The sequence below is a fragment of the Streptomyces sp. NPDC094034 genome, assembly GCF_040303865.1.
Lineage (GTDB): Bacteria > Actinomycetota > Actinomycetes > Streptomycetales > Streptomycetaceae > Streptomyces.
This window is the reverse complement of the sequence record NZ_JBEOUD010000027.1, coordinates 36,859-50,984: the sequence shown is the minus strand read 5'-3', so window position 1 is coordinate 50,984 and position 14,126 is coordinate 36,859. Positions and strand designations below refer to the sequence as shown.

The 14,126-nt window shown below is 69.5% G+C and carries 19 protein-coding genes and 2 pseudogenes; 11 read left to right on the top strand and 10 right to left on the bottom strand.

Features of this window, described 5'->3' with window-relative positions; all coding sequences use genetic code 11:
• Nucleotides 1-52: 52 nt before the first annotated feature.
• Entirely contained in the window at nt 53-724 is a 672-nt protein-coding gene (locus tag ABTZ59_RS23065) for a response regulator (protein ID WP_351411986.1), read from the bottom strand.
• The gene (locus ABTZ59_RS23060; protein WP_351411974.1) at nt 721-1,890 is read right to left on the bottom strand and encodes a sensor histidine kinase; all 1,170 of its coding nucleotides are present in this window, start codon (nt 1,888-1,890) and stop codon (nt 721-723) included. The genes ABTZ59_RS23065 and ABTZ59_RS23060 overlap by 4 nt, the downstream gene beginning before the upstream one ends.
• A gap of 243 nt (nt 1,891-2,133) precedes the next feature.
• Here ABTZ59_RS23060 and ABTZ59_RS23055 point away from each other — a divergent pair, with 243 nt between their 5' ends.
• Both ABTZ59_RS23055 and ABTZ59_RS23050 read left to right on the top strand, forming a co-directional pair.
• Complete coding sequence (locus ABTZ59_RS23055) at nt 2,134-3,054, top strand: ABC transporter ATP-binding protein (RefSeq protein ID WP_351411959.1); 921 nt, start codon at nt 2,134-2,136, stop codon at nt 3,052-3,054.
• Entirely contained in the window at nt 3,051-3,884 is an 834-nt protein-coding gene (locus ABTZ59_RS23050; RefSeq protein ID WP_351411951.1) for an ABC transporter permease, read from the top strand. The genes ABTZ59_RS23055 and ABTZ59_RS23050 overlap by 4 nt, the downstream gene beginning before the upstream one ends.
• Before the next feature lie 323 nt (nt 3,885-4,207).
• Here ABTZ59_RS23050 and ABTZ59_RS23045 read toward each other — a convergent pair.
• Nucleotides 4,208-4,447: pseudogene (locus ABTZ59_RS23045) on the bottom strand (Imm10 family immunity protein); the annotation flags it as partial.
• Nucleotides 4,448-4,525: 78 nt separating this feature from the next.
• Between ABTZ59_RS23045 and ABTZ59_RS23040 the strand changes: the two are divergent.
• On the top strand, nt 4,526-4,984 hold the full coding sequence (locus tag ABTZ59_RS23040) for an NUDIX hydrolase (RefSeq protein ID WP_351412447.1): 459 nt from the start codon (nt 4,526-4,528) through the stop codon (nt 4,982-4,984).
• A 428-nt stretch (nt 4,985-5,412) separates the two neighbouring features.
• Here ABTZ59_RS23040 and ABTZ59_RS23035 read toward each other — a convergent pair whose 3' ends face one another.
• Together ABTZ59_RS23035 and ABTZ59_RS23030 are read right to left on the bottom strand one after the other, a co-directional pair.
• Nucleotides 5,413-5,814, bottom strand: coding sequence for a hypothetical protein (locus ABTZ59_RS23035; protein ID WP_351411942.1), 402 nt, complete (start codon nt 5,812-5,814; stop codon nt 5,413-5,415).
• Nucleotides 5,815-6,072: 258 nt separating this feature from the next.
• The gene (locus ABTZ59_RS23030) at nt 6,073-6,951 is read right to left on the bottom strand and encodes a ketopantoate reductase family protein (protein WP_351411937.1); all 879 of its coding nucleotides are present in this window, start codon (nt 6,949-6,951) and stop codon (nt 6,073-6,075) included.
• Between the two features lie 62 nt (nt 6,952-7,013).
• On the opposite strand from ABTZ59_RS23030, the gene ABTZ59_RS23025 reads away from it, so the two are divergent.
• Nucleotides 7,014-7,649, top strand: coding sequence for a TetR/AcrR family transcriptional regulator (locus ABTZ59_RS23025; RefSeq protein WP_351411928.1), 636 nt, complete (start codon nt 7,014-7,016; stop codon nt 7,647-7,649).
• A 91-nt stretch (nt 7,650-7,740) separates the two neighbouring features.
• Nucleotides 7,741-7,902 carry a hypothetical protein gene (locus ABTZ59_RS23020; protein WP_351411923.1) on the top strand — a complete coding sequence of 54 codons (162 nt, stop codon included), beginning with the start codon at nt 7,741-7,743 and terminating at the stop codon, nt 7,900-7,902.
• A 45-nt stretch (nt 7,903-7,947) separates the two neighbouring features.
• Here ABTZ59_RS23020 and ABTZ59_RS23015 read toward each other — a convergent pair whose 3' ends face one another.
• Nucleotides 7,948-8,706 (bottom strand): SDR family NAD(P)-dependent oxidoreductase, encoded by a 759-nt coding sequence (locus ABTZ59_RS23015; RefSeq protein WP_351411916.1) that lies wholly within the window; start codon nt 8,704-8,706, stop codon nt 7,948-7,950.
• Between the two features lie 146 nt (nt 8,707-8,852).
• On the opposite strand from ABTZ59_RS23015, the gene ABTZ59_RS23010 reads away from it, so the two are divergent.
• From ABTZ59_RS23010 to ABTZ59_RS23000, 3 genes and pseudogenes are all read left to right on the top strand, one after another.
• Complete coding sequence (locus tag ABTZ59_RS23010) at nt 8,853-9,488, top strand: TetR/AcrR family transcriptional regulator (RefSeq protein ID WP_351411910.1); 636 nt, start codon at nt 8,853-8,855, stop codon at nt 9,486-9,488.
• Nucleotides 9,489-9,550: 62 nt separating this feature from the next.
• Nucleotides 9,551-9,604 (top strand): annotated as a pseudogene (locus tag ABTZ59_RS37425) (hypothetical protein); the annotation flags it as partial.
• A gap of 79 nt (nt 9,605-9,683) precedes the next feature.
• The gene (locus ABTZ59_RS23000; RefSeq protein WP_503003438.1) at nt 9,684-9,857 is read left to right on the top strand and encodes a hypothetical protein; all 174 of its coding nucleotides are present in this window, start codon (nt 9,684-9,686) and stop codon (nt 9,855-9,857) included.
• A gap of 7 nt (nt 9,858-9,864) precedes the next feature.
• Here ABTZ59_RS23000 and ABTZ59_RS22995 read toward each other — a convergent pair whose 3' ends face one another.
• Nucleotides 9,865-10,770 (bottom strand): NADP-dependent oxidoreductase, encoded by a 906-nt coding sequence (locus ABTZ59_RS22995; protein ID WP_351411902.1) that lies wholly within the window; start codon nt 10,768-10,770, stop codon nt 9,865-9,867.
• A gap of 162 nt (nt 10,771-10,932) precedes the next feature.
• Here ABTZ59_RS22995 and ABTZ59_RS22990 point away from each other — a divergent pair, with 162 nt between their 5' ends.
• A complete protein-coding gene (locus tag ABTZ59_RS22990) occupies nt 10,933-11,298 on the top strand; it encodes a MerR family transcriptional regulator (protein WP_351411895.1) in 366 nt (121 codons plus the stop codon).
• Nucleotides 11,295-11,477, top strand: a complete 183-nt coding sequence (locus tag ABTZ59_RS22985) for a hypothetical protein (protein ID WP_351411890.1) — start codon at nt 11,295-11,297, stop codon at nt 11,475-11,477. The genes ABTZ59_RS22990 and ABTZ59_RS22985 overlap by 4 nt, the downstream gene beginning before the upstream one ends.
• A gap of 19 nt (nt 11,478-11,496) precedes the next feature.
• Here the strand turns inward: ABTZ59_RS22985 and ABTZ59_RS22980 are convergent, their stop codons facing one another.
• Nucleotides 11,497-11,817: a hypothetical protein gene (locus tag ABTZ59_RS22980; protein ID WP_351411885.1), complete on the bottom strand. Its 321-nt coding sequence runs from the start codon at nt 11,815-11,817 to the stop codon at nt 11,497-11,499.
• A gap of 343 nt (nt 11,818-12,160) precedes the next feature.
• Between ABTZ59_RS22980 and ABTZ59_RS22975 the strand changes: the two genes are divergently transcribed.
• The gene (locus ABTZ59_RS22975; RefSeq protein WP_351411880.1) at nt 12,161-12,835 is read left to right on the top strand and encodes a hypothetical protein; all 675 of its coding nucleotides are present in this window, start codon (nt 12,161-12,163) and stop codon (nt 12,833-12,835) included.
• A 79-nt stretch (nt 12,836-12,914) separates the two neighbouring features.
• Here the strand turns inward: ABTZ59_RS22975 and ABTZ59_RS22970 are convergent, their stop codons facing one another.
• On the bottom strand, nt 12,915-13,313 hold the full coding sequence (locus ABTZ59_RS22970; protein WP_351411875.1) for a YunG family protein: 399 nt from the start codon (nt 13,311-13,313) through the stop codon (nt 12,915-12,917).
• A gap of 178 nt (nt 13,314-13,491) precedes the next feature.
• A complete protein-coding gene (locus ABTZ59_RS22965) occupies nt 13,492-14,055 on the bottom strand; it encodes a dihydrofolate reductase family protein (RefSeq protein ID WP_351411871.1) in 564 nt (187 codons plus the stop codon).
• Nucleotides 14,056-14,126: the final 71 nt, after the last annotated feature.

Below are 14,126 nucleotides of genomic sequence, written 5' to 3'. Positions count from 1 at the left end.
GACGCTCTGACATCCCTCGATCGCCACGCCGATCGCTTGCCGCCGGACGCACTCAGCCGGGCAGCGTGACGAGCCCCGCCTCATAGGCCGTGATCACAAGCTGAACCCGGTCCCGGGCGCCCAATTTGGTGAGCAGGCGCGACACGTGCGACTTGGCGGTGGCCACCGTGATGAAGAGGTCCTCCGCGATCTCGGTGTTCGACCGGCCGCGCCCGACCAGGGTCAGGACTTCCCGTTCCCGCTCGGTGATGCCCTCGACCAGCCGTGGAGAGCGTGCCGGGGCGGCTTCGGGGCGCCTGGCGAACTCCGCGATCAGACGACGCGTGACAGCGGGGGCGATCAGCGCGTCGCCGGCGGCGACCACGCGGATCGCCGCGAGGATGTCGTCGAGCGCCATGTCCTTGACCATGAAGCCGCTCGCTCCGGCCCGGAGCGCACCGTAGACGTGGTCGTCCTCGTCGAAGGTGGTCAGGACGAGAACGCGGGCGGTCGCCGGACCGGCGGTGATCAGTCGAGTGGCCTCGATCCCGTCCATGCCGGGCATCCGGATGTCCATCACCACGACGTCGGGGCTTATGCCGCCAACCAGTTGAACGGCCTCGGCGCCGGTGGACGCCTCACCGACGACCTCCAGGTCGGGGTGGTCGGCCATGATCACGCGCAGGCCGGACCGCACCAGCGGCTGGTCGTCGACGAGCAGGACGCGTACGGGACCGCCGGTCATCGGGCCTCCAACGGAACTACGGCGGGGTCGGGCAGGGGCAGCCGCGCCGCCACCCGGAAGCCGCCCTCGGGACGCGGCCCGGCGCTGAGGCGACCGTGCAGCAGGGCGACCCGCTCGCGCATGCCCACGATGCCGAAGCCGTGGGCCGGGCCGTCCCCGGTGGCGCCGCGCCCGTCGTCGACGATTTCCACGGACAGTTCCCCGTCCCCGTACTCGATGGTCACCCGGCAGTGTCCGGTGTCCGCGTGGCGGACGACATTGGTCAGCGCCTCCTGGACGATACGGTAGGCCGACAGGTCGATGTCGGCGGGCAGCGGGCGCTGTTCCCCACCGTGACGCACATCAACACGCACATCAACGCGCACACCGGCGTCCGCCGTCGCCGCCGCCAGCCGTTCGAGGTCCGCGAGACCGGGCGAAGGCGTGATCGGTGCCCGTCCCGAAACCTCCGCGTCCGGGTCTGCCCGGCGGAGTGCCACCAGCGTGCGCCGCAGGCCCGACAAGGTCTCTCTGCTGGTGGCTTCGATGGCTCGTAGCGCCTCCTGGGCCTCCGCCAGCTGTGTCCGGATGACCCGGCTTCCCACCCCGGCCTGGATGGCGATGATGCCGATGCTGTGCGCGACCATGTCGTGCAACTCCCGTGCGATCCTCAGCCGTTCGGCGATGACGGCCTCGGCCACCTCCTGCGCGCGCAGCTCCACCGCGTGTTCGCGGCGCTCGCGGCTCAGCAGACCGACCGTGCAGGCCGCGGCCATCGCCAGGAGGGTGATCACGAGATTGACGGTCAGGCCGTCGCCGTGCGTGAAGCCTCCGACGAGCAGGATCTGGACGACGAGGGACGTGGCCGCGGCGACGATCGAGGCCCGCCGCGCGCGGGTGGCGACGATGAAGCCCAAGGTGAGGTCGACCGCCAGATACGACAGGAACTGGCCCTGGTACGAAGCCGACAGATCCGCATCGGCGGAGCTCGGGGGACCCACCACCACGGCCGTGGATCCGAGGAGCGCCAGGGCCAGGGCCAGGACCGGCGCGCGTCGCAGGACACCGATGAGCAGGCTCGCCGCCAGCAGTGCCCCGATGCCGTGGACCGTGCCCGAAGCCCGCGGCGCACCTCCTATGAGCAGACCCACCGCGAGGACGTACAGAACGCCCCCCGCCCAGGCCATGACCTTCGTCCTCGTCATCGGCGGTGTGCCCGCTCAGGGAGCGGTACCCACTCAAGAGAACGGTCGTGTCCTGCGACGCGCGCAGGCACCGGGCTGGTCGGTTGGTCGTTCATCCCGCGAGGCTATCCAGCCGCCGACCCCGCGGCATCGGCCCGTGGACGTACGCCCACGGGCGAAGGCGGCCGCACGATTGCCACCCACGGCCCCATGACCGGACGGGGCCCTCCCGGCAGGGTTGTCCATGTGATCGAAGTCAACGAACTCACCAAACGCTACGGCGGCAAGACCGCCGTCGACCAGCTGTCCTTCACCGTGCGGCCGGGCCGGGTCACCGGCTTCCTCGGCCCCAACGGAGCCGGCAAGTCCACCACTCTGCGACTGATCCTCGGCCTGGAAGCCCCCACCTCGGGCACCGCCACCGTCGGCGGAGTCCCCTTCCGCAGCCACGCACGGGGACTGCGGCACGTCGGCGCGCTCCTCGACGCGGGTGAGGTCCACGGCGGCCGCACCGCCACGGCCCACCTGTCCGCCCTGGCCCGCAGCAACGGGATCTCCCCGCGCCGGGTGGACGAGGTCCTGCGCGAAGTGGGATTGACCGACGCGGCGAACCTCCGTATCGGCGGGTTCTCGCTCGGCATGAAGCAGCGTCTCGGAGTCGCCACCGCCCTGCTCGGCGACCCGCCGGTGCTGATGTTCGACGAACCGGTCAACGGCATGGACCCGGAGGGCGTGCTCTGGATGCGCCACCTCTTCCAGCGCCTCGCGGCCGAGGGCCGCACGGTCTTTCTCTCCAGCCACCTCATGTCGGAGATGGAGAACACCGCCGACCAACTCGTCGTCATCGGCCGGGGCCGGCTCATCGCCGACGAGTCGGTACGGGACTTCGCGGCCCGCGGCAGCCACCTCGGAGTGGTGGTGGGCACACGGCAGGCAGCCGAGCTGACGACGGTGCTGACCGCCGCCGGCGCGGCGGTCGAGCCTGAGGGATCGGCGGGCGCCGAGAGGCTCGCCGTGACCGGACTGCCGACGGACCGGATCGCCGCGCTCGCCTTCGAGAACGGGATCCTGTTGAACGAGCTGACCTCCCGAACCGCCTCGCTGGAGGACGCCTTCATGGAACTCACCGCCGACAGCGTCGAATACCAGGCAGGACAGCCCCGATGACCACAGGGACTGCCGCCCCAACGACCACTTCGGCCGCGTCCCCCGCCGAGCCGCCCGCCCGCTTCCGCGACCTGATCGCCGCCGAGTGGATCAAGGTACGGTCCCTGCGCTCCACCCCGTGGGCCCTCGCCTTCATCACCCTGTTCGTCATCGGGTCCGGCGCCGTGGCCACACGGACGGACAAGGCCGCGGGTTCCGAACCCGGTGGTTTCCTGGCCTACGACGCCTTCCCGTCGACCGGTTACCTGACGCTGATGCTCGTCGCCGGCAGCATGGGCGCCCTCACCGTCGTGAGCGAGTACAGCAGCGGGCTGATTCGCACCACCAGCGTGGCCGTCCCCGCCCGTGGTGCGGTGGTGCTGGCCAAGGCAGTCGTCACCGCCGTGCTGTGGACCGCGGTCGGCACGGCCGCCTCCATCGGATCCTTCCTGGTCTCCCAGGCCATCCTGGACGGGCACGACGCCAGTGTTCCGATCACCCACTCCGACGTGTTCCGGCCGCTGGTGGCATCCGCGTTGCTGGCTCCGGTGTGCGCCTTGGTCGGTCTGGGCCTCGGCGTTCTGCTCCGGCATACCGCCGGGACCATGCTCACCAGCGTCTTCACCCTGCTGATGCTGCCCACCATGTTCTCGGAGAGCAATCGCTGGTCCGCGGACGTCAGACACACGATGGTGTCGGCCGCCTGGACTCGTCTGGTCCAGACGTGGGACCCGGATCCCGAATCCCTGGGCTACACCGCCACGCTCCCCGGCTCCTGGACGGTGTACGCCCTGTGGGCGCTGGTCGCGGTCGCTCTCGCGGTGGTCGTCGTACGGCACCGCGACGTGTGAATGGCCTCCGAACACGCGCGTCGCACCCGAAGGTCCCCGCCCCGGACGGGTCCCCGCCCCGGACGGCGGAACGAAGCCGGAGCCTACGAGGTTCAACAGGCGGCGGCCGACGTGAGGAGATCCCTCTGAACTGATCCGGATCACTCCAGCGCACGAGCTGTTCCCCTCGGCGGAGAGATCGCCCCGCACCTGCCTGCCGGCAGCTGCCGCCAATGTTCGGGCGGCCTCGCCGACGGTCTACCGACGTTCTGTCCACCGCGTGATCCTGGACGAACTCGGCAGCTGGGGTGAGCCGGACTGGTCGCGGTGCGCGATGGGCTCGGTCACAGATCGACCCGTCGGGGGCGGGCCTCTTCCCTTCCGAACGCCAGCACTTGGGCGAGTACGTCCCGCATCCGCTTGATGTCCTCGTCCGGTGCGCCGAGCTCCGCCTCGATCTCCGCGTCATCCAGTCCCAGATCATCCAGCGAAGCGGGATCCAGCGACACCGTGAGCAGCCCGTCTGACAGAACGACCTCACGGATACAGCCGTAAGCGGTCCCTTGATCCCGCGTCACCAGGCAGTGGCTGTCAAGCCAGCGGACCCGGAGCCGATACGCCCCCGACGATCATGAGAGGCGCAGATGACTGACAATGCCGGGATGACCCGACCCAGAATCCGTGTCGCCGCATACATGATCCGGAACCGCGCCGTCCCCGAAGTCCTGGTGTTCGACCACATCGGAATGCCCGAGGCCGGCACCCAAGTCCCCGCGGGAGGAGTCAAACCAGGAGAAGAACTGGAAGAAGCGGTCCTTCGTGAGGTCGCCGAGGAGACGGGTCTGCTGACAGCCACAGTCGTCCGACAGATCGCCACGGAGAACAAGCCCCATCCCGACACCGGTCAGCCACGACGAACCAGTTTCTTCTTCCTCCGGGCAGCAGCGGAAACCTCCGACGCGTGGGAACACCACGTCAACGGCGACGGAGACGACGCCGGCCTCACCTTCGCCTGCCGGTTCCTCCCCCTTCCCTTGAAGCAACCACTGGCCGACGATCAAGACGCATGGCTGGGCCGCATCGATCCGCGCTGGACCACCGTGGCTGGCGACGGTCAGTAGTCAGACCGGCCCCAACCGCTGACTACCGCGACACCTCAACCCGCGGGCATACCGGTCTCAAGGCCGGTCACGTCAGCGATGACAGGTATTCGGACCAGTTCTCGCCGACGAGCGTGGCCCAGCGTTCGGCTGTCTTCGGGTGGATGCCGGGCAGGTCGGCGATGACCATGCGGTGCCGGTAGGAACGCTGTCGCCGATCCTGCTGGCTAATTCGGTCAGAAGCTGGGATTCGAAGGAGCCCGGTTATCCCTGTGGGTGATTGCGCTCATGAGGGGGGCGGGACAGTCAGCAGAAAAGCCTTGGCCCCCTGATGGCCACTGGAGAGGCCGGTTCGCGCAGCGCGGCCGGCTCGCGACGTGACGCGGCGTCCCTGCCTTCAACGGCAACTATTCCGCCCTGGCCCACGTCACGAGGTCTCGTACAGCTCCTCAGCGATCGCCCTTGGGCGGGCGCACGGGGTGTGGCAGTGGCTGACGCCAGTCGCCCAGTGCCGTGAGGAGGAACTGGCGGGCGAGAGAACGTATTTCGTCCCACGCCGGATCTGTGGCCAGGGTGTTGGTCCAGAGTCCGGCCCGGGAGGCGGGATCGATCTCGCCGAGGCGACGGCCTATGGCCTGAAGACCGCACAGCTCCTCGGACTGGAAGACTCCGCGCTCCGCGAGTCTTTCGGAAATGCGGCAGAGCAGCTCCGCTTCTTCAACGACGGACTCCGTCTCCGTCTCCAGCTCACGCTCGCTCAGCCAGGCAAGCTGATCCTGGGTGTCAGCTGCGAGGAGGGTCATAAATCGCAGCGTCCAGGTGCGCTGGTGTGCGTCGCCGAGATCGTTCATGCATGCAGGATTGCACCTGACTCGTCCTTGGTCTCCATGGCATCTACGCCGCCCCGGACTACGTCACGAGGTGCTGGCACAGCTCCTCACGCGGCGAGGGAGGGACCGAGACGGGCAAGGTGGCTGGCGCGGGTTCGGTCGAGCGGGTGCACTGGTCGCGCACCGGGCAGCATCGCCGGAGGGTGCCGATGGTCCGGCGGCAGATCCCGGCCGCGCACTCAGCCGCGATGTGGCCGAGGAGCCACTGCCGCCGCTGGTCTACCGGGCCTTCGCCTGGGCACGCATCTGCTGGGTCAGCCGCCCGAGTTCGGCCGCCGTCGTGGGCGAGGCGTCGCTGAGCCCGCTGTATACGGCCGTCGGGCTGCGCAGGAAGCGCCGCAGCAGGGCCACGAGCAACCCTTCCGGCAGGGTCCGCAGTGCAGCGAACGCGCGAGGCACCGGCGGCGCCGACATGGCGGCCAGGTTCTGCCGCATGAGGTGGAGCATGCCGCGGACCGCGTCGGGATCGTCGGCCAGCGCTACCGGGCCGCCCGCCGCGTGCACCGCTTGTCCGAGTGGCACCTCGAACGCGGCGTGTGTCTTGAGCCAGGCGTCCATCCGGGGCTCGGCCTTGGCGTTCATCCCGGCGGTGCTGAACTCCTGGACGATCCGTTCCAGTCGCGGGGTGGTTCGGCCGTCGGGTTCGCCGATCGGCATCGGGACCCGGCTGGTCATGAAGGTGGTCGGGCGGTAGCGGACCACGTCCCCGTCCATCGTGCCGCCGGCCAGTGCCGGGGGGAAGCCGAGCAATACTCGTTCGTGGCCGATCACCGCGCCCAGCGGCTGCGCGCCGGCCGCCCAGTTGTGCAGGAACAGCACGTCACCTTCGAGGCCGGCGAGTGACTCCAGCACCGGGTCAACTTGATGGGTGCGGACGAGGACGGCGGTCAGGTCGTACCCGCCGGCCGGGTGCTCGACCACCGGTACCGGTACCCGCCTGACGGCAGGGCTGTCTTCCTCGGCGAGTTGCACGCCGTACCGGCGCAGGGAGGCCAGACGCTCGCCCCGGGCGAGGAGCGAGACGTCGAGCCCGGCCTCATGCAAGCGGGCGGAGAACAGGCTGCCGCAGACCCCGGCGCCGTACACGAGCAGTTTCATGACAACCTCTTCCGCATATTAGTCAAACGTTCGTTTCAATCGAACGTATGTATAGTACGCACATGGCGCTACCCGATACCCGGACCAAGATCCTCGACGCGGCCGAACGCCTCTTCGCCGAGCACGGCTACAGCGGCACCTCGGTCCGGGCGATCACCGACCTCGCCGGAGTGAACCTGGCCGCCGTCGGCTATCACTTCGGCTCGAAGGCGGAACTTTTGGCCGAGGTCGCCCGCCGCGTGACCGAGCCCATCACCGCCGCCCAGAGCGCCGGGCTCGACGAACTGCTCGCCCGGACTCCGGACCCGTCGGTCGCCGAACTGGTGGAAGCGTTCGCAGGGCCGTTCTTCGACGAGATGCCCGCCGGCAATGAGAGCGGAGCCCGGACGTCCCGGCTGATCGTGACGATCCTCAGCGACCCGGCCGAGGAGGCGCGCAGTTGGACCGGCCCGGACGAGGACACGGTCCGCGAGCGCTACCTGGCGGCTTTCGCGCGCGCACTGCCCGGCCTTGCCCCACAGGAACTGGTGTTCCGGATGCGGGGGATCCTCGCCGTGACGGCCGTGGACCGCGTCGAGGTCTACAACCGGCCCTCCCCTGACTGCCCGACGGCGATGGCAGGCGAGGAGACCCGGCGCTTGGCGATCACGTTCCTGACGGCAGCAGTGAGCGCGCCACCGACCCAGGCCCGGCGATAAGCCCGGGGCGGCTCACTCACCGCCCTCGTCGCCGTCCTCAGGCAACGTTCGGGTCGCGCAGCCGGCCGCCGCCCGGGCCGAGGTGCCCATCGTGAGGTTCTGGGGCGATGGCCTGCTCGCCTCGGTGGACGGGCTGCGGTTCGTCGTGCCCGTCACCCCCGGCGTTCCGGCCGCCGGCGCCCTGCGCCCGCTTCGGGACCCTGATGCGCCAGAGCTGGACGAGGATGAGGACGAGTCGGTCGGCTCGGAGTGATTCGGGGCCGTCACCGCCCGCTTCCCTACCGGCCGTCGCCCGGCGTCACAGGAGGACGCCGCCGGAGACCTCGATGCGCTGGGCGGTGACCCAGCGCAGTCCCTCGGAGGCCAGCGTAGCGATGGCGTCGCCGATCTCCTCAGGTTCGCCGACGCGGCCGAGCGCGGTCTGTCCGGCCAGAACCTGGCGCATTCCGGCGTCGTCCCGCATCGCTCCGCCATTGAAGTCGGTGGCGGTCGGCCCCGGGGCGATGGAGTTGACCCGGATACCGCGAGGTCCGAGTTCTGCGGCGAGGGTGCGGCTCAGAGCTTCGACGGCGGCCTTCGACGCGGAGTAGGCCGAGGTGGCGGGGCTGGTGTGGCGGGTCAGTGAGGTCGAGACGTTGATGACCTGGCCGCCCTGGGCCAGCAGCGGCACGAGCGACTGGATGAGGAAGAACGTGCCCCGGACGTTGGTGCCCATCACCGTGTCGAAGTCGTCGATCGTGACAGTCTCCAGCGGCCCGAAGACTCCCACTCCCGCATTGTTGACCAGGATGTCGAGCCGCGAAGCACCCCAGCGCTCCAACTGCGCGCCCAGTTCGGAGGTGAAGGACGCGAAGGAGGAGACGTCGCTGATGTCGAGCCGGAGAACAGCGGCAGTTCCACCCACGGCCTGCACCTGTTCCGCCGTCTTCTCAGCCCCGGCCGCATCGCCGCGGTGGGTGACCACGACCCGCACCCCGCGTGTGGCCAGGGCGATGGCCGCGCTGCGCCCGAGGCCGCGATTCGCACCGGTCACCAAAGCGATCTTGTCGATTGTCATGAACTTCCTCCACCGTGCGACAACCAGGATGCGCCCAGGTGTCACAGATCAGAGGCGAGTCACTCGACTCGCCTTGCTGGTGCACCGTAAGCGGACCCCCGAGGCGAGTCAAGTGACTCGCCTCGGTGCTGCGGCATACTTTCCGCATGGCAGCAGAACTCACCGCGCATCACCGCAGGCTCGCTCAGCAGAAGCGCGAGGCGATCACCTCCGCGGCCACAGAACTGTTCTTGGACCGTGGCTACGACGGCACCTCCCTCGCACGGATCGCTGAAGCGGCCGAGGTCTCGAAGTCCACCCTGTTCAAGCAGTTCCCCACCAAGGCGGCCCTCTTCGAGGCCATCGTCACCGAGTCCTGGCAGCGCGACGCCGGCGATACCGTCGCGCGGCCACAGGCGGGAGATCTGCGCTCCGGGCTGACAGCCATCGGCCACCGCTACGCCGACCTGATCGGCCGGCCCCGCATGACAGCCCTGTTCCGGATCGTCATCGCCGAACTGCCTCGTTTCCCCGAGCTGGGACGGATGCAGTTCCAACTCGGCAAACTGCCCTACTTCGCCTCCGTCCAGCACTACTTGGAATCCGAGCATGAGGCGGGCAACGCCGATGTGCCCGACGCCGAGAGCGCCGCGAACCAGTTCCTCGGCATGATCGCCAACTACGTCCTGTGGCCCCGCATGCTGCTGACCGGCTGGAACCCCGCAGCCTCCGACATCCACAACGCCGTCGAAGAGGCCGTCCAAACCATGCTCGCCAGATACACCCCCGACCCCCCGGCCTGACCCGAAGCCGGAACTTCGACACTGACGCACAATGCGAAAGACCGCGACGCGGGCGGTTGGCCGTGGTGACCGGGGCCAGCACCGGACTGGGGTACGAGACCGCCAAGGCGCTCGCCGAGCACGGGGCGTCCGTGGTGCTCGCCATGCGCAACGCTTCGCCTCGTCATCGAGGAGCTGTGCGCCCGCGCCGCGGGCGTGCTGCGTCCCGGCGTGACCACCGACGACCTGCTGCTCCTGCTGGTCTCCCTGGGGCACGCCGTGCGGGTCACCGACGAGTGCCGCCCGCACATGTGGCACAGACTGCTGCACATCTCCCTCGCCGGACTACGTGCCGACCAGGCCGAACCCACGGGAAGCCCCGAACAGTGAGGCAAGCTCACACGCAGACCACGATCTTCCCCCGCGTGCGTCCGCGCTCGGCGTACGCGTGCGCTTCCGCGATCTGTTCGAGCGGGTAGGCCCGCTCGACGCGCGGTGTGTAGCGGCCTTGCCGGCCGAGTTCACCCGCTTCCGCGAGGAGCGTGGAGTCATTCTCCGCGTTGGCCAGACGCACGCCCAGGCGATGCGCGTTGGCGTAGTCGGCGATCGTCGACACGCGAGCGGGGTCGCCCACGATCGCGACGAGATCGGCCAGGGACCCGGAGGCCGCGGTGTCGAGCACGATATCGACACCGTCAGGAGCCAGGGCGGCGAGTCGCTCCGCGAGGCCGGCGCCGTAGGTGGTGGGTACGGCTCCGAGGGAGGTGAGGAAATCGTGGTTGCGCTCGCTGGCCGTCCCGATCACAGTGGCGCCCTGAGCCACCGCGATCTCGACCGCGGCGCTGCCCACGCCTCCGGCGGCGCCCTCGATGAGAAGGGTGCGCCCCCGCAGAGGCCCGAGCACCTTCAGTCCGCCCATCGCGGTCACGGACGCCAGACCGGCACCGGCGGCCTCCTCGTCGGTCCAGGTGGTGGGCGCGTGTGCCCAGGCCGAGAACACGGCCAGCTCCGCCGTCGCGCCGGTGACACCGCCCAGCCCGAAGACACGGTCGCCGATGCTCACCCCCCGCACCCCCGCACCGGTCTCGTCGACCACGCCGACGGCATCACGCCCGGGAATCGCGGGCAGATCCACGGGAAGCACCTCCCGCACCGCGCCGGAACGCACCTTCCAGTCAACGGGATTGACACTGGCCGCCGCGACGCGGACGCGGATCTCGCCGGGCCCGGGATGCGGGTCCGGCACCTGCTCGACCACAAGAGTGTCCACACCGCCGTACTCGTGATAACGGGCTGCGCGCATGACGTTCTGCCTTCCAACGTGGCCGGAACCGGCCGTTCGTGAGATCAGTGGGGTGAATGGTCGGCGAGCGCCGACGCCCACTACGCTAGAACCTGACGTTGGTGTCAGGTGCAAGTCGGGCTGGTCGCCCGGACAGAGCGCCCGGACAGAGGAGGACGACCGGTGCGCATCGGTGAGGTCGCCGACAAGGCAGGTGTCAGCGTCCGTGCGCTGCGCTACTACGAGGAGCAGGATCTGCTCCAGGCATACCGCAGCCCCGGCGGCCAGCGGCATTACCCCGACACCGCCGTCGGCCGAGTCCGGCTGATCCAACAGCTGTATGCCGCGGGCCTCCCCAGCAGAGTGGTCCGCCAGGTGCTGCCGTGCGTGGACTCGGGTGAAGCGCCCCCGGCACTCCTGGGCCAGTTGACGGCCGAGCGTGTCCGCATCGACCAGCGGATCACCGACCTGCTCGCGGTGCGCGACCGGCTCGACGACGTGATCGCCATCACGCGCGACCCTGATCCCGACTGCTCTCACATGCGGTGAAGACCGCTGCCGCAACGGCCTCCGTCTGGCTCCTGGAACGCCAGGGACGCCGTCGGCAGACCCTGGCGTTCCAGGAGCCGGACGATGGCGTCGTGGTCCATACGAGGGCCGGGGGCGCGTTCGAGGCTGGTGGCCTCTATGTCCTTCCCTTCGTCAAAGGCATAGAGGCCGGGCCATGACGGACGTCGCTTCGACCGGTCACGAACCCGTGATGTCCCTGGCCCTCTTCAGTACGGAGCCGAGCCTGTCCACCGCGGCGTCGTGCCGCCTCGCGCGCTCCGCCTGGTCCGCCGGCACCAGCCGCGCGGCGACCTGCACTGCATAGGCGTCCGGGCTGCCGAAAGCAGTCCGCGGGTGCTCTCCCGTATCCGCGCAGTGCATCGTGACCTCCTTGACCGCCTGGAGCACCACTGCACGGTCCACGCCCGGCTGCATGGCCAGCCGCACCTGGAAGCGCGCCATCCACTTCTCGCGGTCCTTTTCGCTCGCCGCGTCGGTTGTCGGGTCCTTCTTCGCCATGTGCCCTCCCGGGTGATCGGCAGCCGTCCGTCATGGAAGAAGACGCCGGGACATCGTGGTGGGTTGCACAAACGAGAGACTGATGAGTCTCAGGTGACTGCCGGGGCCACAGTGGCTTTCACCGACCCCGTCCACCGTCGCGAAAACGTCACGGATCACCCGTCCTGCACAGCTCCCAGCCCCGTACACACCCACGACAGCCTCCCCGGCCCGGCGAGGCCCTTCTCCTCGGCGCCTGCGGAGCGCGGACCCGGACCCGTCGACCGACCGATCCGGTCGCGAGCGACAGCGGCCTTCTCGAACCGTGGTGCGGCGCCCGGGACGCGCACGTTACGGTGCCCGGATGACATTCGAAGATCATGACCCGTCGGGCCCCCGCACGAACGACGCCTGGGCCGACGCCCTGGCCCGCGCGGTGCAACTCGCGCTCGCCGCGCTGCGGCCGGCGGCTGCTCAGGCGGAGGCGTGGAACGCGAAGGCAGGTTCGCTGGAGTGGACGTGTTGGGAAACGGCCGAGCACCTGGCGGACGACCTGTTCTTCTACGGCATGCAGATCGCGACGCCCAGCCTGCCGGCCGGCACCTATGTCCCCCTTGAGATGCACCGTCAACGGCCCGAAGGGCCGGTCAACGTACTCCAGGCCGCGCGGGAGCCGGGGCCGTCCGGGCTGCTGACAGTTCTGGAGGCGTGCGGTGCGATGCAGGTCTCCCTGACTCGCACAACTCCCCCGTCGGCCCGCGCCCACCACGCCATGGGTGCCTCGGACCCGGCCGGTTTCGCGGCGATGGGCATCGTCGAGACCCTTCTCCACACGTACGACATCGCGGCCGGTTTCGGCAGGGAGTTCACTGCCCCCGACGACCTCTGCGCGCTGGTCCTCGATCGGCTCTTTCCCCATGTGGAGCGCGGCGAGGAGCCATGGCCGACGCTGCTGTGGGCGACCGGGCGGGGTGAGCTCCGGGGGCGGGAGCGGCTGGCGACGTGGCGCTGGTACGGCGAGGCGCGTGAGACAGAGTGAGGCTCCGCTCTCACGAAGAGTCCCGCTAAGAGCCCCGCTGGTAGGAGTCCCGCTGGGCCGGCGGAGCCCCGGGCCCTCCTCAGACAGGTTCCGGAAGCGGACCGAGATGATTGATGACACGCTCGCGCAAGAGGAGGTACTCCTCCCAGCGGCGGGGCAGAGGACCGGGCGGGCGCTCGACGACGCGGGCAGCCGTGACGACCTGTCCGCGCTGGAACTGCTCACGTGTCACATCGAGTTCCACACCGTTGGGCAGCCGGTTCCACCAGTGGAAGCCATGCTGGGTCCCGTCGAGGTGGACCTCGCCCACTATGAGATCACCGCCGAAGACGTCGTTGACGATCAAGGCCGTGATGTCACAGTGCCCCCAGGCCGGGTTGCCAGGCCCCCAGTCGGCCTGGTCATCGGGTGAACAGGTGTCAACAGCCCAGCTGGCGCGCAGCGCATTGTCGAGATCGAGCAAGCTCCAAGGAATCACGCCACCAGCATCGCAGCCGCCACCGACAACGGGCAGGGGCGGCCCCATGAGCCGACCCCACTCCCATTCCTCCACTGCCCCGAAGGTCCCTCTGTCCGATGAACTGGTGGCTGTCCACCCAGTGGTGGCGTTCACGTTCGCGTGGACACGGCAGGCGCTCGCGTCGCGTGACGGGCGCTCAGCGCCTCGTCTCGTACCTGGCCAGGATCACGCCGCCGGGAAGCGTCCGCGACTCCACCAGGTTCAGGTTCATCCAGCTGTCCAGCGCGGTGAAGAACGGCGTGCCGCCGCCCACCAGGACCGGCGCGGTGGCCAGCACGTACTCGTCAATCAGCCCGGCCCGCATGGCCGCCCGGGCGAGCGTCGCGCCGCCGATGTCCATCGGGCCGCCGTCCTCGGCCTTGAGCCGGGTGATCTCGGCGACCGCGTCGCCGGTGACCAGGCGGGTGTTCCAGTCGACCTTGTCGATCGTCGAGGAGAACACCGCCTTCGACATGTCCCGCCAGCGGCGCGCGAACTCGATCTCCGCCGGGGTGGCGCCCGGCTGCTGGTCGGCGGTCGGCCAGTAGGAGCTCATCGTCTGCCACAGCTTGCGCCCGTACAGCGACAGCTCAGTCGCCTCCAACTGGTCGGACCAGAACTGGAACAGCTCGTCGCTCGGCACGCTCCAGCCGATGTCGTCGCCGGGCGCGGCGATATAGCCGTCGAGGGTCACGTTCATGCCGTAGATCAGTTTCCGCATGGCGCCATGCCTTCCGTGAGTCGGTCTCACGCGTACAGACCGGCGCGGCGCGGGAAACTCATCGGTGGGTG